At 38.5% G+C, this 19,782-nt stretch carries 26 protein-coding genes; 12 read left to right on the top strand and 14 right to left on the bottom strand.

The window, feature by feature from the left end:
* Window positions 1–28: 28 nt before the first annotated feature.
* From ACKWCA_RS07485 to ACKWCA_RS07470, 4 genes are read left to right on the top strand one after another with little or no spacing between them, the layout of a single operon-like run.
* The gene (locus ACKWCA_RS07485) at window positions 29–358 is read left to right on the top strand and encodes a YtxH domain-containing protein (RefSeq protein ID WP_413977549.1); all 330 of its coding nucleotides are present in this window, start codon (window positions 29–31) and stop codon (window positions 356–358) included.
* Window positions 358–708, top strand: coding sequence for a hypothetical protein (locus tag ACKWCA_RS07480; protein WP_413977548.1), 351 nt, complete (start codon window positions 358–360; stop codon window positions 706–708). Before ACKWCA_RS07485 ends, ACKWCA_RS07480 begins: the two co-directional genes overlap by 1 nt.
* Window positions 705–911 carry a DUF6327 family protein gene (locus tag ACKWCA_RS07475; RefSeq protein WP_413977547.1) on the top strand — a complete coding sequence of 69 codons (207 nt, stop codon included), beginning with the start codon at window positions 705–707 and terminating at the stop codon, window positions 909–911. Before ACKWCA_RS07480 ends, ACKWCA_RS07475 begins: the two co-directional genes overlap by 4 nt.
* 21 nt (window positions 912–932) lie before the next feature.
* Complete coding sequence (locus ACKWCA_RS07470) at window positions 933–1,382, top strand: DUF305 domain-containing protein (protein ID WP_413977546.1); 450 nt, start codon at window positions 933–935, stop codon at window positions 1,380–1,382.
* A gap of 19 nt (window positions 1,383–1,401) precedes the next feature.
* On the opposite strand, the gene ACKWCA_RS07465 is transcribed toward ACKWCA_RS07470, so the two are convergent.
* Both ACKWCA_RS07465 and ACKWCA_RS07460 read right to left on the bottom strand, forming a co-directional pair.
* Complete coding sequence (locus ACKWCA_RS07465; protein WP_413977545.1) at window positions 1,402–1,911, bottom strand: peroxiredoxin-like family protein; 510 nt, start codon at window positions 1,909–1,911, stop codon at window positions 1,402–1,404.
* Window positions 1,912–2,019: 108 nt separating this feature from the next.
* Window positions 2,020–3,291 (bottom strand): DUF2254 domain-containing protein, encoded by a 1,272-nt coding sequence (locus tag ACKWCA_RS07460; RefSeq protein WP_413977544.1) that lies wholly within the window; start codon window positions 3,289–3,291, stop codon window positions 2,020–2,022.
* Between the two features lie 239 nt (window positions 3,292–3,530).
* Between ACKWCA_RS07460 and ACKWCA_RS07455 the strand changes: the two genes are divergently transcribed.
* Window positions 3,531–4,106, top strand: a complete 576-nt coding sequence (locus tag ACKWCA_RS07455; RefSeq protein WP_413977543.1) for a hypothetical protein — start codon at window positions 3,531–3,533, stop codon at window positions 4,104–4,106.
* Window positions 4,107–4,195: 89 nt separating this feature from the next.
* Window positions 4,196–5,071 carry a mechanosensitive ion channel family protein gene (locus tag ACKWCA_RS07450; protein ID WP_413977542.1) on the top strand — a complete coding sequence of 292 codons (876 nt, stop codon included), beginning with the start codon at window positions 4,196–4,198 and terminating at the stop codon, window positions 5,069–5,071.
* A 78-nt stretch (window positions 5,072–5,149) separates the two neighbouring features.
* On the opposite strand, the gene ACKWCA_RS07445 is transcribed toward ACKWCA_RS07450, so the two are convergent.
* Window positions 5,150–5,362, bottom strand: a complete 213-nt coding sequence (locus tag ACKWCA_RS07445) for a hypervirulence associated TUDOR domain-containing protein (RefSeq protein WP_413977541.1) — start codon at window positions 5,360–5,362, stop codon at window positions 5,150–5,152.
* Window positions 5,363–5,672: 310 nt separating this feature from the next.
* Between ACKWCA_RS07445 and ACKWCA_RS07440 the strand changes: the two genes are divergently transcribed.
* From ACKWCA_RS07440 to ACKWCA_RS07425, 4 genes are all read left to right on the top strand, one after another.
* Window positions 5,673–6,122, top strand: coding sequence for a ferritin-like domain-containing protein (locus tag ACKWCA_RS07440; RefSeq protein WP_413977540.1), 450 nt, complete (start codon window positions 5,673–5,675; stop codon window positions 6,120–6,122).
* Between the two features lie 294 nt (window positions 6,123–6,416).
* Window positions 6,417–7,124 carry an SOS response-associated peptidase gene (locus ACKWCA_RS07435; RefSeq protein ID WP_413977539.1) on the top strand — a complete coding sequence of 236 codons (708 nt, stop codon included), beginning with the start codon at window positions 6,417–6,419 and terminating at the stop codon, window positions 7,122–7,124.
* A gap of 128 nt (window positions 7,125–7,252) precedes the next feature.
* A complete protein-coding gene (locus ACKWCA_RS07430) occupies window positions 7,253–7,417 on the top strand; it encodes a DUF1328 family protein (protein WP_413977538.1) in 165 nt (54 codons plus the stop codon).
* Window positions 7,418–7,681: 264 nt separating this feature from the next.
* The gene (locus ACKWCA_RS07425; RefSeq protein WP_413977537.1) at window positions 7,682–8,026 is read left to right on the top strand and encodes a hypothetical protein; all 345 of its coding nucleotides are present in this window, start codon (window positions 7,682–7,684) and stop codon (window positions 8,024–8,026) included.
* Between the two features lie 92 nt (window positions 8,027–8,118).
* Here ACKWCA_RS07425 and ACKWCA_RS07420 read toward each other — a convergent pair whose 3' ends face one another.
* The 10 genes from ACKWCA_RS07420 to ACKWCA_RS07375 form a co-directional block, all read right to left on the bottom strand.
* Complete coding sequence (locus ACKWCA_RS07420; RefSeq protein ID WP_413977536.1) at window positions 8,119–8,529, bottom strand: hypothetical protein; 411 nt, start codon at window positions 8,527–8,529, stop codon at window positions 8,119–8,121.
* Between the two features lie 25 nt (window positions 8,530–8,554).
* On the bottom strand, window positions 8,555–9,412 hold the full coding sequence (locus ACKWCA_RS07415) for a phospholipase A (protein WP_413977535.1): 858 nt from the start codon (window positions 9,410–9,412) through the stop codon (window positions 8,555–8,557).
* 96 nt (window positions 9,413–9,508) lie between these two features.
* A complete protein-coding gene (locus ACKWCA_RS07410; RefSeq protein WP_413977534.1) occupies window positions 9,509–10,018 on the bottom strand; it encodes a lactoylglutathione lyase family protein in 510 nt (169 codons plus the stop codon).
* Window positions 10,019–10,061: 43 nt separating this feature from the next.
* The gene (locus ACKWCA_RS07405) at window positions 10,062–11,042 is read right to left on the bottom strand and encodes an NADP-dependent oxidoreductase (RefSeq protein WP_413977533.1); all 981 of its coding nucleotides are present in this window, start codon (window positions 11,040–11,042) and stop codon (window positions 10,062–10,064) included.
* A gap of 19 nt (window positions 11,043–11,061) precedes the next feature.
* On the bottom strand, window positions 11,062–11,493 hold the full coding sequence (locus ACKWCA_RS07400) for a DoxX family protein (RefSeq protein ID WP_413977532.1): 432 nt from the start codon (window positions 11,491–11,493) through the stop codon (window positions 11,062–11,064).
* Window positions 11,494–11,615: 122 nt separating this feature from the next.
* Complete coding sequence (locus ACKWCA_RS07395; protein WP_413977531.1) at window positions 11,616–12,437, bottom strand: phosphatase PAP2 family protein; 822 nt, start codon at window positions 12,435–12,437, stop codon at window positions 11,616–11,618.
* A gap of 107 nt (window positions 12,438–12,544) precedes the next feature.
* Window positions 12,545–13,324, bottom strand: a complete 780-nt coding sequence (locus ACKWCA_RS07390; RefSeq protein WP_413977530.1) for a hypothetical protein — start codon at window positions 13,322–13,324, stop codon at window positions 12,545–12,547.
* 100 nt (window positions 13,325–13,424) lie between these two features.
* Complete coding sequence (locus ACKWCA_RS07385; RefSeq protein ID WP_413977529.1) at window positions 13,425–14,291, bottom strand: hypothetical protein; 867 nt, start codon at window positions 14,289–14,291, stop codon at window positions 13,425–13,427.
* 20 nt (window positions 14,292–14,311) lie between these two features.
* The gene (locus ACKWCA_RS07380; RefSeq protein WP_413977528.1) at window positions 14,312–15,142 is read right to left on the bottom strand and encodes a TerC family protein; all 831 of its coding nucleotides are present in this window, start codon (window positions 15,140–15,142) and stop codon (window positions 14,312–14,314) included.
* Between the two features lie 129 nt (window positions 15,143–15,271).
* Entirely contained in the window at window positions 15,272–17,074 is a 1,803-nt protein-coding gene (locus ACKWCA_RS07375) for a glycoside hydrolase family 15 protein (RefSeq protein WP_413977527.1), read from the bottom strand.
* Window positions 17,075–17,228: 154 nt separating this feature from the next.
* Between ACKWCA_RS07375 and ACKWCA_RS07370 the strand changes: the two genes are divergently transcribed.
* Together ACKWCA_RS07370 and ACKWCA_RS07365 are read left to right on the top strand one after the other, a co-directional pair.
* Window positions 17,229–17,471 carry a hypothetical protein gene (locus tag ACKWCA_RS07370; protein WP_413977526.1) on the top strand — a complete coding sequence of 81 codons (243 nt, stop codon included), beginning with the start codon at window positions 17,229–17,231 and terminating at the stop codon, window positions 17,469–17,471.
* Window positions 17,472–17,682: 211 nt separating this feature from the next.
* The gene (locus ACKWCA_RS07365) at window positions 17,683–18,714 is read left to right on the top strand and encodes a helix-turn-helix domain-containing protein (protein WP_413977525.1); all 1,032 of its coding nucleotides are present in this window, start codon (window positions 17,683–17,685) and stop codon (window positions 18,712–18,714) included.
* Between the two features lie 546 nt (window positions 18,715–19,260).
* On the opposite strand, the gene ACKWCA_RS07360 is transcribed toward ACKWCA_RS07365, so the two are convergent.
* Window positions 19,261–19,782, bottom strand: a complete 522-nt coding sequence (locus tag ACKWCA_RS07360) for a DUF421 domain-containing protein (protein WP_413977524.1) — start codon at window positions 19,780–19,782, stop codon at window positions 19,261–19,263.

Raw genomic sequence — 19,782 nt, 5'->3', positions numbered from 1 at the left:
CAGTAATAACCTTTTAAAAAATACTATAATGAACGACAATGGAAATACATTTTTAGGAGTCTTGGCAGGTACAGCAATAGGTGCCGCACTCGGTATCTTATTTGCCCCAGACAAAGGTTCGGCAACAAGAAAAAGAATAGCTGAACAGGCAGAAGCAACGCGCGACTCCATAGCCGAAACAACTTATGATCTGCGAGATAGAGCAGCAGAAACCGTGGCATCAAAAAGAGAATCTTTAGACAATCAACTAGAGAGTATCGTTTCTGATGTTAGCCATAAGACGGAAGATGTCATCACTACTTTAGAAAAGAAACTATCAGAACTGAAAGCTAAAAACAAAAAACTTCAAAAATCATAATGGGAATTATCGATGCATTGGATGAAACTAGCTCAGCTGCCGCAGAAAAAGGGGAAGCTTATGTGAAGACGACCAAAAAATATTATAAACTTAAGCTATTTCAGCAACTAGCGATACTTTCATCCACGGGGTCTACATATGCCATCTATGGTATATTTTGCACCCTTGCCCTCATTTTTTTAGCAGTGGCAGGGGCTTTGGCATTAAGTGCCTTTTTTGAAAATGCCGCTATTGGTTTTTTAATCGTAGGTCTGCTCTTCCTAGTTATATTGGGAGTTGCCTACAATAGCCGGAAGCGTATTGAAAAAAATGTTATCCGAAAATTATCCGAAAACTTTTTTGACTCATGAATCAAAAACAATATTCTTCTTTAGACCAAATCAAACTGGACTTGTTAACCTTGAATTTACAACGGAAAATTCAAATGGAAGAGTTGAAATTGACTCGCCATCAAATCAAGGAAGATCTAAGTCCCATAAACTGGATCGGCACATTATTAAAGGGAGTCAAAAAGTACGGGGTCCTGATGCTTTTGAAGAAGATAATCCGGTGATTCGGCTTTTAAATCTTTAACATGAATATGTATAAAAAATTCGCCCTTATGATGGTCGTATCCTTTATCATTATGTATGCGGTCATGTTTCTAAATGCGGATGTGTTAGATCATGTAATGCTCAGCAATACAAGAACGTATATGACGCTATTGATGATAGCCCCTATGGCCATATCAATGTTATTGTTCATGTGGAATATGTATAAGGATAAAAGAACCAACTACATCATTTTGGGAGTGAGTATGGCAGTATTCATAGCCACATTGACTATGCTACGAAACCAAACTTTGATTGCTGACGTGCAATGGATGAAAGCAATGATTCCACACCATTCATCGGCTATCATGGTAAGTCAAAAAGCGCACTTAAAAGATGCTGAAGCCAAAAAACTAGCGGAAGACATTATCGAAGCACAGAAAAAAGAAATCGCCCAAATGAAAAAAATGATTGAGCGATTGGAGTCTTATTAAAGGACGGCCAAAGAAAGAATTATTCTCCTCCCCTCGCCGGATATCCTTTTTTCTCTACAAAATCAATAGCATCTAAAATATCGTCCCAGTTAGGTCGAGCAAAAGGCATTGTTTGAATTGAGGAAGCATACAAGGTTCTGTCTGGCCTTATGAGAAATAGCGCAGGTTCTGAAAATTCGCCCGGTTCGGTGTCTTTGATTCCCTTGGAGATAAAGAGACCCCATTCCCTTGCCGTTTCAATAGGCAATGCATAGCCTACCGGTAGTTCTGAGATACTCCATTCTTCGCCAGCTTTTTTTGCCCGTTCTTCAGTATCACAACTTATAGCGATGAGGTGTACTCCCCGTTCGCTGAAATCGCTTAATTTTTTTGTCAGTTCTTGAAGATACTTCCTGCACACGGGACAATGTAAGCCTCTATAAAAGACAAGCATGGTAAAAGAGCTGCTTCGCTGCTCACTCAATGTCCATTGGGTATCGTTAATTAAAGGTAGTGTGATATCAGGTACTTCTGTCTTAGGCTTTATCATTTTTGCAATTTTATTTTTTAATTATACAGGTTAAAATTAAGTTGCTCAAATGGTAATCATTGATGGTATTCCAATCAATATTGACTCAATACAACCTTGTGCCATTTTTTATTCAACCGAAAGACTAAACACTTTCAGAATCTGCTCTCGGTCCTTTTTGTTTTTGATATACCCTTCAATGTCTTCCTTCATGGCACCCTCTTCATGAACTAAGGCATCTTCATCTTCTTGGGAAAGCCCCGAAATACCTTTCATATAGCTTAAAGCAGAAAGCAGACCTTCCATAACAGAACTGTCATTTTTAGCATATAAACGAATGGGTTGAAAAATAGTGCTTAGCAATCCGTTGGTTGAAATATTTGTTTTCATGACCACTATGCCTTTGTTTAACTCAATTACTGAAGTGAAGGCAGGCATTCTGATCATTTTGCTCAATAGCGGACCTAATTTATGTACAACATCAAGCGCTGTGCCGGGGTCATTTACACCTGGCGACATCGCTCTGACAGCGACTTCCATGAGTTTTATGAGCCCTAATAAAGGATGGTTGCCATCATGAAGGTCTTTTGAAATAGAACACGCAAAACGTAGGGCCTCTTTTTCTTTGTCGGACAGTTTTCTATTTGTTTTCAATAGTGGACTTCCCTCCCAAATATGTTCTCCAGAATAAGGAATTAGTATCAACTGTAAATCAATTTTGAAAAGATCGGATGCTACCAAATCGATATCAAATTCTTGAAAATATCCACTTTTATCGGAAACAATGACTTGTAAATCTTCGTCACTTAAACCTAGTAGCGGAGTTTCTTCCTGCAGCTCTTGTTCTAAATACAGATTCAACTTATGATCGGTATGGTGGTAGATACGCTCAACGATATTCTGAATTTGAATAGCGCTTGAAATGTTATGGATAAACGAAACAAAAAGCCCCACACAACCTACTCCCAAAATCGCGGCCATAGTAGTAGACATGCCTACGGTGCTGTTTTCAAGTTCGTAAGCGCCTAATGAAATCAATACAATCGTACAATACAATAAAGTACCAATGTAGAACCCTAGAATAAGCTGGTGCCGTTTATTGGAGACCAAACCGGGGAGCAAACGCGGTGAAAAATTAGAGGAAGCCTGATTCAATACCACCATGACCATGGTAAAGCTAAATACGGTCAATGATAAAATACCCGCAATCAAAGTTGAAAGAATCGTACGCGCCGTATCAGCATCCTCGATAAACAGATATGAATTCTTTTTCTTGATGTTGATTATAAAGTCAAAATTCTCTAGCGTGAGGGTAACGGCCGCGAAACAGAATAATGCGAGACTGATAAAAACGGGATAAAACGCAATACTCCGCAAGGCAGTATAATACGTTCTTTTCATAATTTTTTTACTGAAAGTCAAAGGATTCTGCATCACGGTGTATTAGACTTTAAAAATCTCTTAAAATGTTCAACCAAATGGCCCCAATCACATTATATACTAACGCTAATCCATGAAACATGACTGTTTATTGTCGTGGATAGCATTAACGGCAATCAAAAAACTTTTACAGCACGTTATTAAAAGTTTACTCCGTTAGTTTTGTACCAAATGAATTTATAAACCTAAAACAGAAGAATATGAAAAAGTTACTATTGCTCGTACTGTCAATTACCGTATTGAGCTCATGCAATATTAAAAAAGAGGAAAAAGGTGAGCTGCCAGATTTAGATGTCGATGTAACGGCAGATGCTGGAGAGTTGCCCGAATATGAAGTTAATTGGGCCGATGTGGAAGTAGGCACCACTACGAAAACGTTAGACATTCCAAAAGTTGTGATTATCATGGAAGAAGAAACCGTAGAAGTTCCCTTTATTGATGTAGACATGCCAAATTCGGATGAAAAGATGGAACAGACCATTATGGTGGAAGCTGAAGTAACCGATAAAGAACATGAATTGGAAATCATAGAAATCTGGGCTTCTGGCGAGCAACTTTACGTTATTTCAAAATTGGAATCGAAAGAACAATCTATTGGAGACAAAAAAATGAGGGTTTCGGATCAAGTAACTTTAAATGCGCCAAAATTAGATATAAAACATTATATCGTAGGAGCAAGACCCGACCGCATGTTCAATACGCAATATGATTATTTGAACACTATCGAAGAACTAAAATCTTCATTGGACGACTATACTGTTATATATTCAAAATAAAATTGGTTGGTTGGTTTCAAGAACGGCTTTGGCGCACTTTAACGTCGGAGCCGTTTTTTATGCTTGCCCAGTAAAAAGAAAGCAAAATTATGGACTTGAAAATAGAAGACGCTTGGAGCGAAATGACGAATCGTTTAGAATCCTGGGTGGACCAATTGGTTATAAACCTTCCCAATATCATCATTGCAATTGTAGTATTTATTATTGCGATTCTAATATCAAAATACATTAGTAGACTGACCCTGAAATTACTAGGCAGAAGCAGTTTGCAAAAATCCATGAAAAATGTGATTGCAAAACTGGTCTCGGTTCTGGTCATTTTGGCAGGCATATTTCTGATTTTGGGAATTTTAGACTTGAGCAAGACTTTAAATACTATTCTAGCAGGTGCCGGGGTAGCGGGTCTCGCCGTAGGTCTCGCCTTGCAAGGAGCTCTGGCAAATACCTATTCGGGAATCGTTCTCTCGTACATCAAACAAATTAAGTTCGGCGATTGGATACAAAGCAACGACTTTTCAGGTGAAGTGGTGAATATCGATCTACGGGCCGTAACCATAAAAGAAATCGATAATAATCTGGTCTATATTCCCAACAAATTGGTGTTGGAGAATCCAATCAAGAATTATTCTTCCACCGCGCAATCACGGGTAATACTGGGGTGCGGAATCGGATATTCTTCAGATTTGGAATTTGTGAGGAAATTGGTCGTAAAGACCATTGTCGAGAATTTTGAGGCCGTAGAAAGTAATGATGAAGTCATTTTTCTATATAGGGAATTCGGTGATAGCGCAATTAATTTTGAAACACGTTTTTGGATAAACTCAACTTCAGGACTAGAAGTATTAAAAGCCAAAACGGAGGCTATTATAGCTATTAAGAAAGCTTTTGATTCGAATGATATCAATATACCTTTCCCCATACGAACCTTGGATTTTCCAGAGAAGGTTTATGTCAATACGAATTGATTTGAATAAATAATGAACCGAATAAAGAAGGCTACCTTGATAAGATAGCCTTTTTTGTTTTTTGAAGAGGTAGATAAGCTAATCCACTCGCTCAACTTCATTTTCACTTTTCAGCACATAATCGCCATCCTCCTGTTGAATATACAACGCCTTGTTCCCTTCTTCGCCATCTCGGGTAACTTCCGTCCCTTTGATGGTTTTGGTTATTTTTGAAGTATAAGATTCTTTGACTTTCCCTGTTGCAGTGCCTCCACCCCAATTCCATTTTACTTTAGTTCCTTTTTGGATCATGTGATTGTTTTTATGGGAATTTGCCCTCCCGCATTTAAATTTTGAGAGCTCTAGGCGAGAATCGTATCTAGCGAACGGCTGTAAATTCCGTTATAAGTTAACTTCAAAATTCTGAAACTACTGTTATTAAAAAGGTCTCAATCCGTAAAAAAAGTGTTGCATTTCAACATAACACGATATGCATTCGAATGTGTCAAAAATGAAACCTTTTGCGTCAAGCTCAGTTGGTATCTCTCGGTATATTCGTAGCAGATGTTAATTGGAACGCATCTAAAAAGAAGCTTCCAAACATTTAAAAACTATACATATTATGAGCACATACACAGAAACTGTAGGCATCAATTTGAACAATATTTTAGAAAAAACATACGACGCGGAAAAAGGATATGAAAAAGCGGCCGAAAATACCGAGAATCCGGCTTTAAAAAACTTCTTCCAGAGAAAAAAGCAAGAACGTTATGATTTTGGTCACGAACTAAAGACAGAAATCAAAAAATTCGGCGAAGAAGTGGATAAAGGCGGAAGCGTAACCGGAGCCGTACATAGAGCTTGGATGGACACCAAAGCCTTTTTCTCGGCAGACGATGCCGAATCGATGTTGGAAGAATCCATTAGAGGAGAAAAAGCAGCTGTCGAGGAATATCAAGACGTATTGAAAGATACCGCCTTGCCACCAAGCACAGCAACCCTGCTCACGCAACAAATGAATAAAATCAAAGCAGATCTAAATCAAATCAAGCGATTGGAAGATTTGAGCTAAGCGCAAGAATATTTCAGATAAAAAGGATGCCAAAAGGCATCCTTTTTTTATTCTCTATTGGGTTAATACCTCGAGGCTTGCCTCGCTATTGAATGTTTAAAGTTTGAAAACGAATTCCGTTGAAATGCCTCGGGGCTTGCCCCGGGGATTATTTACTTGTTTTTACAAGTAATCTGGTTTGTCAAATGGTACTCCTATAGAAAAAGAAAGTCTAGTTTGATGGTGCTATTAATTTATGCTATCGGGTCAGTTGAAATTTATCGAAATCATATATTTCATATCAAAGTAAAAAAAATGTATTACAAACTATCAAATACGGCAAGCAAAGAAACATTGGAAAAATCCTTGGGGCGTCCTTTTAAATACCCACAGCTTTATAATGAAAATATATTGATAAATGGTTTTGAAGAAGCAACGATACCAGTTGTATCCATGAACGAAAAAGATGTTATTACCCCTGCTATTTGGGGGATTTTACCTCAGAACTATCAAGAAGATTGGAGCATCTTTCAAAACATCTGTAATACTCTGAATACCCCACTTGAGTCAATGAGCACTAATTTATGGTACGCGAAATCGCTCATTAATAAACGATGTTTAATTCCGGTCACAGGATTTTTCACTTCATATTTATCAAACGGAGTCATACATCCCTTCTATTTTACCAGAGATTTGGGCTTGCCATTCTGTCTTGCAGGCATATACACCGTACTAGATGACGGGTTTCTGAGCTGTTCCATTATTACCTGTAATGCCGATGATATCATTCGAAGAGTGCATAACGTTGGCCAGACTATGCCTATGATTCTTGACGAGGAATTGCATTCGGCTTGGTTGCAAGAAGGAGTTGAGATGAATGAAATCAAAGAAATTCTGCATACGCCGCACAACTACCAAATCAAATCTTATCCTATTGCCCGAGATTTCTACAAAAATAATATTTCTTACCAATCGATGTTAGAACCCGTTTTTTATGACAGTGTGCCTACTGGCCTCACTTGAGTTGCAAAGCGCTAATGGATTAAGAATCAAATGGATTGAGCAAACCCAGACGCAAACAATTGGCCATCTTTGTTTTAAGGAAGTTGATAAGGCATCAACACAACTTTTAACCTTTAAAACAACACACTATGTTACGTTGGACAATTACATTTATCATATTGGCGATTATCGCCGGAATTTTTGGATTTGGTGGAATAGCAGCCGGGGCTGCAAGTATAGCCAAAGTCCTATTTTTTATATTTCTGGTCTTGTTCGTGATTTCACTTATCAGGGGAAGAACTTCAAAGGTATAGTTAGACCTAATACACACTAGCAACATTTGAACTGGAATTACAGGGAAAATATTTATACACTTCTGCAGTCTCTTTCTAGATTTTAGTCAGTTTCGTAAAAAACAAAAACCGTACGTTAAACTTAAAAAAAGGCTCGAAGAAGCAGGTGCCTAACCAAACGGCACTATTAAGGATAATCGAAAAATTAGTTTGGTTGGTTACCACGAACGAACAACTTCCGCTCTGGAATGGGGTTCGTTCTTTTTTTAATCTTAAAATCACATCATGAAAAACAAAAATTTGAAAAGCGAGAAAGACTATATCAAAAAATATCAAGAACAGGGTTACACGACAAGCTATAGACCGGACCGTGATATACTCATAGACTTAAAAACGAAGGCGGAATATGCACCCGAGGACATTCATGTTGTGGCGGAACACCGATTCGAAGGCATGAGTAATCCGTCAGATATGTCTATGTTATATGTTATTGAGACTAAAGATGGCAGCAAGGGTACCGTGTTGGCAAATTATAGTCCCGCAAGTGATACGAGCATAGGAGCTTTTTTCAACGCCATTCCTAAAGAAAATATGTCGCAGGTCGCTAATATATTTGAAATTGAAGAGTAAAAGCTATCAACACTTAAGTTGGTGGCCACCTACAATTGCAACGGAGAGATGCATTGATATTAAAAATGAAGGGGTTTAGGTTTTTGTGATATTTAGTGTTCCATCCTTTTTTCAAATAATTTGAAGAATACAAATAGGAAAAACACAAAAAACAGCCAATCGTTAATTCCGTAAATAGAGTAAAATAATCCAGCCATAATATCCTTTTCATACACTTCTGAGAGGTTGTGGTTGAGCATCCAATTTATCCAGACGCAACCATAAATCAATTTTTCGACGGCAAAGACCAGTACAAGCCATTTCACTTGGTGGTAGTTTTTTGCAATTGAGATATAGGCCAATCCCCAAATAGCAATCATTATGATACCAAAGTTCGACATCACTTCGGGGTCGAATTCTGTAATGGTCGAATTTGTGAAGAACCTAGAAAAAATCAAGACTGTTAGATTCATCAAGCCTGCAATGACAAAGCCCTTTGAAATTTTAATATGGTTTAGTGTCATAGTTGTAGTTTTTAGCATGCACACTCTAAATCTTTCGTTTTAAAAAATTGAGCTCATCAGTTTTTATGACGTAACCAAAACGAACCATAGAGGTAAATCGCTCGTAATTTATCAAGTTCTCCGCATGTCCGGCAAACCACTCCAACATAAAGTATTGGTTGCCTTTGTTCTTGAAAGGCCGATAATATAGTCGCGTTCTGAGCATTCCCCTCGTATCCCATTGTAAACCTTTTCGCAGTTTCACTTCAATACTAAACCTATTCGGTATAAAATCATGTGATAATCTCAGTTCTCCCAGACCTACATAATCCAAAAGTTCAGGATTACCACTCTTGTATCCAAAAGGGATCCAACCTTTGATACTTAAAATCGTTTTAGGACCAATCGTAGTGTTGTATGTAGCACTAAGCCTATTCCAACTTCTGGAAAAGATGCTATCCCTTCCATTTGATTCATGTTCAAAATTTAAGGTTCCTATACCCCGAAGCCTATCGTTTTTGTTGAAAAATGCCTTACCGACTCCTACGGTAGGATTAAAGTTGATTTCCTTGAACGGATACGATTCTTTATAAATGTCCCAAAACGCCTTCTGGCTATAGGTGAGATAGAGGTAGGTATCCCACGGTAATCTGCTTCGCGTAATGATTTGTTTAAAGCTAATCTGGTATTTTGCATTGGCGGTTGTACTTTTTATCGCCATGTTGGTGGGTACGCCCGAGATGAAATAATTGTCTTTATGGATTGTGAAGGAAGGTATCTGTTGCATCGTATCCTTGAAAGCAGAACGCGAAGGGGTCTGCCCTTGGGCTTGATGGCACACAAGAAATAGCAGCCCTGAAATAAGTGCAGTTGACATAGTAATAAAGGGCTCGTATTTTAGCATTGAAATAGTTTTAAGTTAATTTAGGATGGCTTAAAAAATGGTTCTTCCAGCATCCAATTTTTACATCGTTATTTTTTTTGAATGTCTTTAAATTTTTTAATCTTGGTATGCACCGGAAGAATAGGTCAGTTCGTAACTGTGGGTATAAACTTCGAACACGATCCCGAATGGGTCTTCTACATAGCACATTTTGTAGGGCTTCTCATTAGGATAGTATTCCCTAATCGGCATCCGCTGTTTACCTCCCAAGGAAACAATCTTATCTACCAAACCTTCAATATCGGGATCCTGAATACAAAAATGGAAAAGTCCCGTATTGAAAGGATTGAATTCAGGAGCTTCTTTTACACCATGTGGGAAAGAGAATAACTCGATTCCTATTCCATCCGAAGTAGCCATATGCGCAATTTCAAATTCCTCCCAATCGTCCCCAAAAACATCGATACACATTTGGCCTATGGCCGTATCTTTTTCTTTTTTAACAGCAGATGGCTGCATGATGATGTACCAGCCCATGACTTCCTCGTAAAATTTAACCGCCTTTTTTATATCCGGTACGGTAATTCCGATGTGGGAAAATGATTTTGGATAGTTTGAATTTTTCATAAATTGTACCTTATTAAAATTGTTAGTGTAATTGTACTGCTTTTTACATTGAAATAATCACTTTTCCTTTAGCTCTCCCGGTGGCTAGGTACTCATAAGCACTTATTCCATCCTCAAAAGAATAAATAAGGTCGACGATAGGCTTAAGAGTACCATCTTCTACCATTGTACTGATACCCCGCAATTGTTCAGCATTAGGCTGCATCCATGTTAATTTATACGTAGCTGATTTCTTATCAATTAGTTCTGATAACTGTTCAGGCAAGGAATAATTTGTCATACCCATCTGCTTTGCTGTTTCTTGGTCAGGAGGGCCTACTATCGTAGTTACTTTTCCACCCTCTTTAATAACTTCAAATGCTTCGAATGTGTACTCATCTCCCAAAGTATCAAAAACAATATCCAAATTTTTTGCAATCGCTTTGTAATCTTCAGTTTTATAATCGATAACGCGGTCAGCTCCCAAGGCTTTGACCCAGTCAATGTTTTTGCTGCTAGTAGTTGTATAAACAATTGCGCCCTTAGCCTTTGCATATTGAATAGCAATGCTACCTACTCCGCCTGACCCTGCGTGAATCAGAACCCTATCTTTTGCTTTTAGTCCAACCCGCTCTAAGGCTTGGATTGCGGTAAGCCCCGCCAAAGGGAGACCTGCGGCTTCTTCGAACGAACTATTGGTAGGTTTCTTAGCAACAACGTCACTATTGATAGCTACATATTCCGCTACGGTTCCCATTTGTTGCTGCGGCACTCGGGAAAATATGTCATCGCCCACTTCGAAATTGCTGACATCAGAACCCTTTTCAACAATTACACCGCTCACATCAAAACCGATGGTACATGGCAAACTTAGGGGCACCATATCTTTTAGATGACCTTCCACCAATTTGTAATCTATGGGGTTTAAAGACGCTGCCTTGACTTGTACTAAAATATCATTTGCTTTTACCGTCGGTTTTTTGATATCATTGAAATTAAGACCATCTTTAATGTTTCCGTATTTTACTATCTGCAATGCTTTCATACCTAATACTTTTATATTGTTATACTTCTTTTTTTGTTTTTCTCCATGCTCTCCATGATCCAGCCGACCATAATGCCCATGCAATAAGGACGGGCTGAAAGAAAAGCCGAATCAATCGTGCTCTATCAGAATCCAATGCTCCGAACGCGTCTCTTCCTTCAAGATATTGAGAAATATTTCCAGGGAATACGAGGATAAAGAATAGCCCCAATGCCCATCCAATTTTCACGCGTTGTTTCTTCCAAAACAATAAGGCGAGACCTAGCATTATTTCAACAATTCCAGATAAAATGACGACCAAATCTTTGCTCATAGGCAGCCAATCCGGTACCTGAGCCTGAAAATCTATTCGATTGAAGGTTAAGTGGCTGACACCTGCGTAAATCATAAAGATTGCCAACAGGATTCTGAATATGTTTTGAACACGTGTTGTTTGTACTTCTTTTTCCATAGGTATCTTATTTTAAGTTCTTTTGGTGTTTGTTTAGTAAGCCAACTAAATGTCATTTTACAAGCATCTTTAGTAGTGGTTTTTGGGACAGGATGAAATACGACGGAAATAAAAAAGATGGTTTAAAAGGAATATCTAATGGCCAGTCCATTTACTTCCCTACCCATCGGGGTCAATCCTGCACTTGGGTATAGTTGAAAGCTTTTCTCTTTTTTCTTATGAAGCTCAGGAACCAAATATCCGGTTAAGGCTCCTAAAGTGTAACCGAGTACGATATCCGTTAAATAGTGCTTCCCTGCTTTTAACCGCAAGTATCCTATTGCAGCGGGAACTGTAAAAGCCGCTGTCCAGAAATACGGTCGTAAAGGAGACCGGGGATGAAAATCACTATATACTTTTGCCGCAAAAAACATTGCGGTCGCAGATGCTGCCACATGACCCGAATAGAACGAACGCTTACTGGTTTTCCGTAGTCGTCGTTCGAGCGGTGCATCTTCACTAAAAACAAGAGGTCGAGGTCTATCTACCAGACCTGCCGTGATGGTAAATATAGCCGAAGTAGTTGCCAAACTTTCTAGGTAGAGTCCTAATACGGTTGCGGTTTCATTATTTATTTTATCGTCAAGAAGTAGGGCAAATGGAACGACAAAAGACCCATAGAAAGGATAGTCACTTGCAACACTGGCATTCTTAGAATAGTTTCCAGCGGCCCAACGATCTAGTACGAAAAGGTCGTTCTTATCAAGTGCATTTAATTGTTCTTCAGTATAAGGCGTTTTTTCTTTTCCTATCAAAAGGCCTCCAACAGAACCACCGAATCCAGCACCAAGCCATATACCGTCTTTTTTCCAGTCCCACGAATAAGGCGAATCATTGTCTTGCGAGTAACAAGATGTGGATATTACCAATTGAACTAGAATACCTATTATGCTGATTTTATACATGACTTAACTTTTTCCTAAAATTCAGGAAATAGCATATCATAGAGTGCCGCAATGCAAGTAATAAATAGCTCTATTAATTATATGGCAAAGAAATGGAATTGAAATCGCTAAAATATCGGTTCGTTACCCAACCAATTTGCAAGCAATAATTCATTGTTTGAAATATCTACCAAATGAAATGTAGAAAAGCTTTCGAATACCCTAGAATCTTCTAACCGCTCAATGCAGACGGATGTAGGGCTAAGATAGTTGGAGTGTACCAAAAATAGTTTTCCTCTCTTTTTCAATAAATAGCCCACATGGCTCTTGTCAAAACCGATGAAATAAATACCATCTGTAGTTAGTCTGTTTAATTCTAGAAAAGCTTCTTTTGAATCGCTTTGAGTAATTGAAGTAATCGGAGCTCCGCAACTAATAACTTTTGCCTCGTCTATAGGAGATTTTTGTGCCAATTTGTAACGATTGAGTTTCAGTCCCATATCCCGCAACGTGGTCGATATGAAATAACCACAAGCTATTCTTCCCTTTTTCGGTATCGCAGTATGCCCCTCGAAACTCCAGGGAGTTCCGTACCAATACGGAATCAGTTTATCTGTCAATTGTTCCGCGAATACTGTTTTTACACTATCAATTGTGATGCTGCCGTTGTCAAAATGTTGTTTTAAATTCAGTCGCACCTTACCGATGTCAAGTTTAGTATCTCCATAAGATAGAGAATCAGTACTCGCAGGTGGTAAGGACTCAAAAGGCGTTGCGGCTTCTTCGGCATCAACTGCATCAACACTTTTTTTATACAAGTAGCTATCCACAATTTGGTCATTCGTTGCTACGGATGGTTTTTCATCCTGGCAACCAAACAAAAAGAAAAACAATGTAAAAAATAGCATGATCCAAGATTTTATAAAAGTGCTAACTCCTCTAAAGTTACTAACGGAGCTATCTGCTATACATTTCATCATCGTTATTATTATTTTTCAAAATTTGGTATCATATTTCCAAATTTACTGCCCACCACACTTCATAATCCCTCGGCACCAGAGGCCTATAACTTTGATAACCTTGGTCGGCGATTCGCAAACCGGTTACTTCGCCGTGAGCATCTCTTTCATATCCTAGGAAGATAAAGGAATGCCCAAAAGGATCAAAGTCCTTTTCTCGAATACCTCGTACTACCTTCTTGTAATCATTTTTTCTTTTCCAGACTTGCATTACAGCGCCAGGTCGCAATTCTCCGCTCCAAATGCCGAACCAGTCTACCAAAGTACCCATACCGGCGTTTGCAATTGCACCGGGGCCACCTCTTGCCCTATATTTTCTGGGTAGTGTTTTCCAGCCCTTGTGCGGTCCGAAAGTGGAGGCATACAAATGATCGAAAACCTGCTGCGGGGAATAATACTTTGTAGCGATGTTCTCTGGTAAATCTTTATAAATGGGATGTCCATGTATCCCCTTATAAGCCCTATGAAACCTTGCTTTGCATGCACCTAGGCAATCGCCACCTGGCTCTTTATTTTTACTTTCGGTATAATTGCGTACGATTTGGTCGGCTACGGGATACTTCGGAACTAAGTAATCTGCATTTTTTTTAACACGTTTTTTTATCCGAGTTAATTTTCTAATTTCGGACGGACTGAAAATTGAAATTTTAAGTGGAGTAGCTAAACTTGATAACGGCGCTGTTTCAACCAAAGCTACTTTTCCGATGTCATCATGATTATCTTTTACTATCGGACTTTGACCTTGATTTACTAGTACCGTTTCATTTTGAAGTGGTTTTTTTGAAGCGCATCCCATAGAAAGACTTACCGATAGTGCGATTACGATTCGATAGACTAATATACGTCTTATGTACATTATGCTAGTTTCATTTACCTTCATTTTTCTTGTTCAGTGTTTCGTGAAAAATCGTTTTCAATAGTGCTTGTTCGTTTCCTGAGTTTCATATTCAAGAATTCGACCAATAGTGAAAAGGCTATGGCAAAATAGAGGTAGCCTTTAGGTATGGCACCGACTGTTTGTCCGAAAACAACTGTATCGGAAAGATGGGCCGCCTCCGTAATCAGCATGAAGCCAATCAATATCAAAAACGATAATGCCAACAACTGCATCGACGGATGTTTGCCAATAAAAACCCGAATAGGATTGGCGAATAACATCATGATTAAAATGGATATTACTACCGCTATTATCATTAAAATCAATGCATCGTTTGGGTGTTGTCCAATACCGTTCGTCATACCTACGGCGGTCAGAATAGAGTCTATTGAAAAGATGAAGTCAATAATTACAATTTGAATAATTGCGCTGCGCAGCGAAGTTATTTTTTTGGCCTTTAGGTTTTTTTCTCCCTCTAAGGGAGTGTCAAGCTTTTCGTGAATTTCCGATGTACTTTTATACAAAAGAAAAAGTCCGCCAAAGAACAATATCAAAGCTTGCCAACTTACACCCATCTGAAACCATGACGTATCAAAGGTATAAAAAGGCTCCTTCAAGCCGACTAAAAACGATACACCCATTAACAGTAGTATACGCTGTACCATGGCCATGATCAAGCCTAGATTCGTAGCCTTTTTCTTTTGGTCGGCGGGTAATTTATCGGCTGCGATAGAGATGAAGACAATATTATCTATCCCTAAAATAATTTCTAAAAAAGTAAGGGTCAACAAAGCAACCCAAGCGTCGGCACTAGAAAAAATCTCAAACATAATCTGTTTATTTAAAGAAAGAAAAATAATCGCGTTTACATTGTTGCCTTGACTGTAAAACGATTAATTTTAATTCGGATGCTCAAAAAGCACCTGTTGTTTTGTAAACCAGCACAGTTGTATTTTCCTTTACTTCCGCATTTCTTCTCGCAATACAGACTCTTCTGTCTTTTCGGAGAAGTTAACCGCACATTCGATAAGAGCCAAGTGCGAATATCCTTGGGGAAAGTTTCCAAGCAGCCTTTTGGTATCAAAATCAATATCCTCGCTGAAGAGGCCCAGATGGTTACCATAACATAAAACCCGCTCAAAATGTTCGAGCGCTTTTTCTTCCTCCCCTATCTTAAAAAGACTATTGATAAACCAGAACGTACAAATGGTGAAAGAAGAGGACGGTTTCCCAAAATCATCTTTATTTGTATATCGATACAGTAGGCCTTCATTGCAAAGGTCTTTTTCAACGGCCATTACCGTACTTATATATTTTTGATGTTTGGCCTCAATAAAACCGTATGATTGCATTAAAAGCACGGAGGCATCCATATGTTCAGAGCCATATGATTGGGTAAATGCCTGTTTTTCCTCGTTCCAAGCATTTTCCATGATATCCTCCTTGATTTTATCCGCCAAAGGCTTCCACTTCTCTATTTTGTGCTGTTTGTTCAATTTGTCAGCTACTTTGATTGCGCGGTCCATGGCCGTCCAACATAGTACTTTTGAAAAGGTAAAATGTTTGTCTTCTGAGCGAAACTCCCAAATGCCCTTGTCCGCTTCCTGCCAGTGTTTTTCCACAATCCAAACGATTCCTTTGGTGATTCCCCATAATTCTTCGCCATTTTCGATTTCAATAGGGAATTTATCTATGAGGTTATAAATGACATCCATTAGAATGCCGTACATATCATTTTGAACTTGCTCATATGCCGCATTTCCCACACGAACCGGCTTTGAACCTTTATAGCCCGCTAGATGGTCTAAGGTCTCTTCGGTCAATTTCTTCTCACGGTGTATGCCGTACATTATTTGTAATTTCTCGTCCTTGTCGGGCATTAAATCGATTATGAAATTTAAGTATCTTCTGGCGATATTCTTATGACCTAGCTCAGAAACCACTTTAATGACCATTGATGCATCACGAATCCAACAGAAACGATAATCCCAATTGCGCTCCTCGCCAATGGCTTCGGGCAACGAGGTCGTGGCCGCTGCTAAAACGGCACCGGTCTTATCGTAGCTCAATAGTTTTAAGGTCAATGCACTCCGCTTTATCTCCGAATCGAATTTTTGGTAGGTGCTCGTACGTTCAGACCAATCAAGCCAGTATATTCTGGTACGTTCCAACTCCATAAATACTTTCTCAATATTGGGAGGTATTATTTTTTCATTATATCCCAAAAGAAAAAAACCATCTTCGTTAATCGTTATTTCCTTTTGATGCACTACTGATTTCTTATTGTAGGAAGTATATAAAAACACTGTGTCAAATTTTACCTCCCGTGTCAGGCTTGCAATGAAATGTTCTTTGATATAGGTTTTGGTCTCGCCTCTAGCGTATTCTAGTTTAGGGTTGTAGTCGACTTTGAATTTCGGAGATCCTGAAATTAATTTCACGAAACGTATAAGCTCTGGTGGAGCGTGATGTTTGCCATTTTGAATACGATATCTTGGCATAAAATCATGTATTTCAAAACTGTCATCGCCAGAAGTAAAGACTGTTATTAAAATACAGGTGTTCAACTCGTAGTGCTGTTCTATGGTGTATGAATCATTTACCGTAAACCCAAAGCTTCCTCCAATTTCATCATCAAGCAGTTTGGCGAAAACGGATGCCGAATCGAACTCCGGTAGACAGCACCAATCCGTACTTCCTGATTTTGATATTAATGCGGCACTTTTGCAATTTCCAATAATTCCGTAATCCAAATTATCCATAGGTAGTTCGATTTTCGCTTTTGTTGAGGGACCGTATATCCCAAAAGGGAAAGTAGACAATGGCTTCTAAGAATCGGTAGAATTCTCTTAAACCCATCAACATCTGAACGTTTTAAGTCAGAAATAGGGTGTTTTCCCATAATTATATAACAGAATGCGAAAATTGTGTAAGGAAAGAAGCGGGTCTAGTTGTGACCTTTGTACAGTACAAGGAATGGAAATACAGAATACCGAAATTACGATAGCTACAACCATGGAAGAAAAGAGTGACAGAAGCAAAACCAATTCCCGAGTGGGTCGAACATGGTCAAAAATTAGTTCAAAGGAAAAAGAGGATACCCAACCTGATAATTTCATTCTAGGAATGACCAATCAAGAATTGGAGTATAACACTTAAGTGTTTCTTGGTTCGGCTATAGACTGTCTCTCAGTCAAACACGTTAAATTGCCCTGTCCGAAAATCCTTTTCGTACGCTATCTCCAGGGGGAGCGCGACTTGCTCTCTTTGTATTCACGGCATCACATCAGAATTCATCTTTCAACGATGTAAATCATCATCATGAAAGATGCTCGAAAAAATGAAACCTTAAATCTAAAAAGAAAAAAACATGAAAATAATAGAACTTAAAACAAATAATGTTGCACAAACCTTTACACAATTAAAAGAGGATTTGGGCGGACGCTTAAACGCCAGCCAAAAAGAGTATGGATTAGTACTTGATAATGATTTAGTTCACGGCGAAATAATAGGTGTAGCTATAAATCGAAACATTTCTTTCGTCGAATATGACGTTACTTTTAAAGAGGACACACTACTTATCAGAAACACACCTGTTACCAATCCCATACACTTTTTGTATTGCGCCAAAGGACAAATGAACCACAGTTTCGGTGTAAATGGTACAAAAAGGTCTTTGAACCAATTTCAAACTGGAATATTCGCGAGCGACCCAAGCAAGGACACCGTTTTATTTTTCAGAAAAGACCAAGCTGTAAAACTAGCCAGCATTATCGTAAACACGCATGCCCAAGCCAAGGAAGATGAAACAGTCAATTTGCTACAAACACAGCTTTTAAAAACGTTCATGCCCAAAGAAGGAAAAGAAATATTCGCATATACAGGTTCTTATAATTTGAAAATCGCCGAACAAATGCAGCAATTAGAAACGTTGAAACAAGGTGGAATCGTAAGGCGATTACTGATAAAAGGCATTGTTCATACGATGCTAGCACTGGAAATTCAACAACACAATGAAGATGTGAAAAATGCTAAACAGAACTTTGGTTCTCTTACTAGAAAGGAAATGGACAACATCAAGGAACTTTCAAGCTTCATTCAAAACTACCCAGAAGTCAATTATAGTTTGGAATACTTGAGCAAAAAGGTAGGGATGTCTCCTTCAAAACTACAGGAAGGTTTCAAACTGTTACATGACAGAACAGTATCTGATTATATTAGAAATATTAGAGTTGAGACTTCAGAAAAATTGATACGAACCACTGATTTGAACATTTCCGAAATTGTTTATACTATAGGACTGACCAGCAGAAGCTATTTTTCAAAAATATTCAAGCAAAAATATAACTGTAGCCCAAAATATTACCAAGAACATCAAAACAATAGCACCATAACAGCATAGTTCAATACTTTAGTCGCATCTACTCCGCCTTTTTCAGGCGGTTTTTTTATATGGATAGGCAAAATAATTCTAAACAAAGAGTTTCGCTGAATTCATTTTTATCTAGTTAATCATTCCTAAATAAAATGCTCAAAATCTATATGTTAAACTCTTCACAACAATGTAATTATAAAGATGGTTCTACGTCTAATAAACCGTGTAGATAAGGGTGCATAATGCGCCCGTCACAAAAGTAAGTTAAGGAAATAAAAAATGAAACATACAAGAAAACAATTAGAAAATAGCGCAGTTACTTTTAGGTCATTGACTCGCCATGAGAGCTGGAAAAACCATAGAAGACATACCGCCTTGAGATTGATAAGATTCTCATAAAGGAACAGAAAGTTTAAAAAAGGAAAAGAGGGCGAAAGCCCTCTTTTTTGTTTGTGCGATGTTCTTCTGAGAAGTCAATCTTTAAACCAGTTGTCAGTTTAAATTTCCAATCACTACGAAAAACTAATGATTGAAATCGGCGGTTTTTCTTTATAATTTTATATCGACAAGTAATCACTCTTTTACTCCTTCTAGGATATAATCTTCAACCTGTTGGCCATCTTCATCGGTGTGCAACACGGCAATATCACCTGTTGTTTCGAAGACCACGGCGCGCACTTGTGACAGTTCAAGAACATTCGCTTCCCTGAGTTTGGCCTTCAAATCAGACTCCGTAACCCTAGCTTTTTTCAAATTTTCATGAAATACCGCGCTTCCCCTCATCAGCAATAAAGGCCTGTTATCGGTCAAGTCGGAAATGACAGGGAAACGTCTGAGATAGGCCATGGCCAATTGCAGAAAATACAAAATAGTGAGCCCTACAATACCCTGCCATAAGCTGACCGATTTCGATAAAACCGTAGTAGCTACCATGGAGCCCAAGGCCACAGTAATGGCAAAATCAAAACTACTCATTTTCGAAAAGCTTCGTTTGCCCATTAATCGAGTCAACAACAGGATTGCTATATAAATTCCTATTCCTGTGAGACTAATTGCGATAAGGCCATCCCAAGAAAATTTAAACCATTTTTCCAT

Origin of the sequence: Maribacter corallii (assembly GCF_047345415.1) — a bacterium.
In the GTDB taxonomy this organism is placed as follows: Bacteria; Bacteroidota; Bacteroidia; order Flavobacteriales; family Flavobacteriaceae; genus Maribacter_C.
The sequence above is the reverse complement of the archived record's forward strand: the minus strand, read 5'-3'. Positions and strand labels throughout refer to the sequence as shown.

Coding starts and splice junctions, on each gene's coding strand:
- ACKWCA_RS07420 (WP_413977536.1), bottom strand. CDS start 8,529: ATGACACTAAACCATATTAAAATTTCAAAGGGCTTTGTCATTGCAGGC.
- ACKWCA_RS07485 (WP_413977549.1), top strand. CDS start 29: ATGAACGACAATGGAAATACATTTTTAGGAGTCTTGGCAGGTACAGCA.
- ACKWCA_RS07390 (WP_413977530.1), bottom strand. CDS start 13,324: ATGCTATTTTTTACATTGTTTTTCTTTTTGTTTGGTTGCCAGGATGAA.
- ACKWCA_RS07365 (WP_413977525.1), top strand. CDS start 17,683: ATGAAAATAATAGAACTTAAAACAAATAATGTTGCACAAACCTTTACA.
- ACKWCA_RS07370 (WP_413977526.1), top strand. CDS start 17,229: ATGCGAAAATTGTGTAAGGAAAGAAGCGGGTCTAGTTGTGACCTTTGT.
- ACKWCA_RS07380 (WP_413977528.1), bottom strand. CDS start 15,142: ATGTTTGAGATTTTTTCTAGTGCCGACGCTTGGGTTGCTTTGTTGACC.
- ACKWCA_RS07415 (WP_413977535.1), bottom strand. CDS start 9,412: ATGCTAAAATACGAGCCCTTTATTACTATGTCAACTGCACTTATTTCA.
- ACKWCA_RS07395 (WP_413977531.1), bottom strand. CDS start 12,437: ATGTATAAAATCAGCATAATAGGTATTCTAGTTCAATTGGTAATATCC.
- ACKWCA_RS07480 (WP_413977548.1), top strand. CDS start 358: ATGGGAATTATCGATGCATTGGATGAAACTAGCTCAGCTGCCGCAGAA.
- ACKWCA_RS07400 (WP_413977532.1), bottom strand. CDS start 11,493: ATGGAAAAAGAAGTACAAACAACACGTGTTCAAAACATATTCAGAATC.
- ACKWCA_RS07385 (WP_413977529.1), bottom strand. CDS start 14,291: ATGTACATAAGACGTATATTAGTCTATCGAATCGTAATCGCACTATCG.
- ACKWCA_RS07405 (WP_413977533.1), bottom strand. CDS start 11,042: ATGAAAGCATTGCAGATAGTAAAATACGGAAACATTAAAGATGGTCTT.
- ACKWCA_RS07375 (WP_413977527.1), bottom strand. CDS start 17,074: ATGGATAATTTGGATTACGGAATTATTGGAAATTGCAAAAGTGCCGCA.
- ACKWCA_RS07470 (WP_413977546.1), top strand. CDS start 933: ATGAATATGTATAAAAAATTCGCCCTTATGATGGTCGTATCCTTTATC.
- ACKWCA_RS07410 (WP_413977534.1), bottom strand. CDS start 10,018: ATGAAAAATTCAAACTATCCAAAATCATTTTCCCACATCGGAATTACC.
- ACKWCA_RS07360 (WP_413977524.1), bottom strand. CDS start 19,782: ATGGAAAAATGGTTTAAATTTTCTTGGGATGGCCTTATCGCAATTAGT.
- ACKWCA_RS07430 (WP_413977538.1), top strand. CDS start 7,253: ATGTTACGTTGGACAATTACATTTATCATATTGGCGATTATCGCCGGA.
- ACKWCA_RS07445 (WP_413977541.1), bottom strand. CDS start 5,362: ATGATCCAAAAAGGAACTAAAGTAAAATGGAATTGGGGTGGAGGCACT.
- ACKWCA_RS07455 (WP_413977543.1), top strand. CDS start 3,531: ATGAAAAAGTTACTATTGCTCGTACTGTCAATTACCGTATTGAGCTCA.
- ACKWCA_RS07435 (WP_413977539.1), top strand. CDS start 6,417: ATGTATTACAAACTATCAAATACGGCAAGCAAAGAAACATTGGAAAAA.
- ACKWCA_RS07425 (WP_413977537.1), top strand. CDS start 7,682: ATGAAAAACAAAAATTTGAAAAGCGAGAAAGACTATATCAAAAAATAT.
- ACKWCA_RS07440 (WP_413977540.1), top strand. CDS start 5,673: ATGAGCACATACACAGAAACTGTAGGCATCAATTTGAACAATATTTTA.
- ACKWCA_RS07450 (WP_413977542.1), top strand. CDS start 4,196: ATGGACTTGAAAATAGAAGACGCTTGGAGCGAAATGACGAATCGTTTA.
- ACKWCA_RS07465 (WP_413977545.1), bottom strand. CDS start 1,911: ATGATAAAGCCTAAGACAGAAGTACCTGATATCACACTACCTTTAATT.
- ACKWCA_RS07475 (WP_413977547.1), top strand. CDS start 705: ATGAATCAAAAACAATATTCTTCTTTAGACCAAATCAAACTGGACTTG.
- ACKWCA_RS07460 (WP_413977544.1), bottom strand. CDS start 3,291: ATGAAAAGAACGTATTATACTGCCTTGCGGAGTATTGCGTTTTATCCC.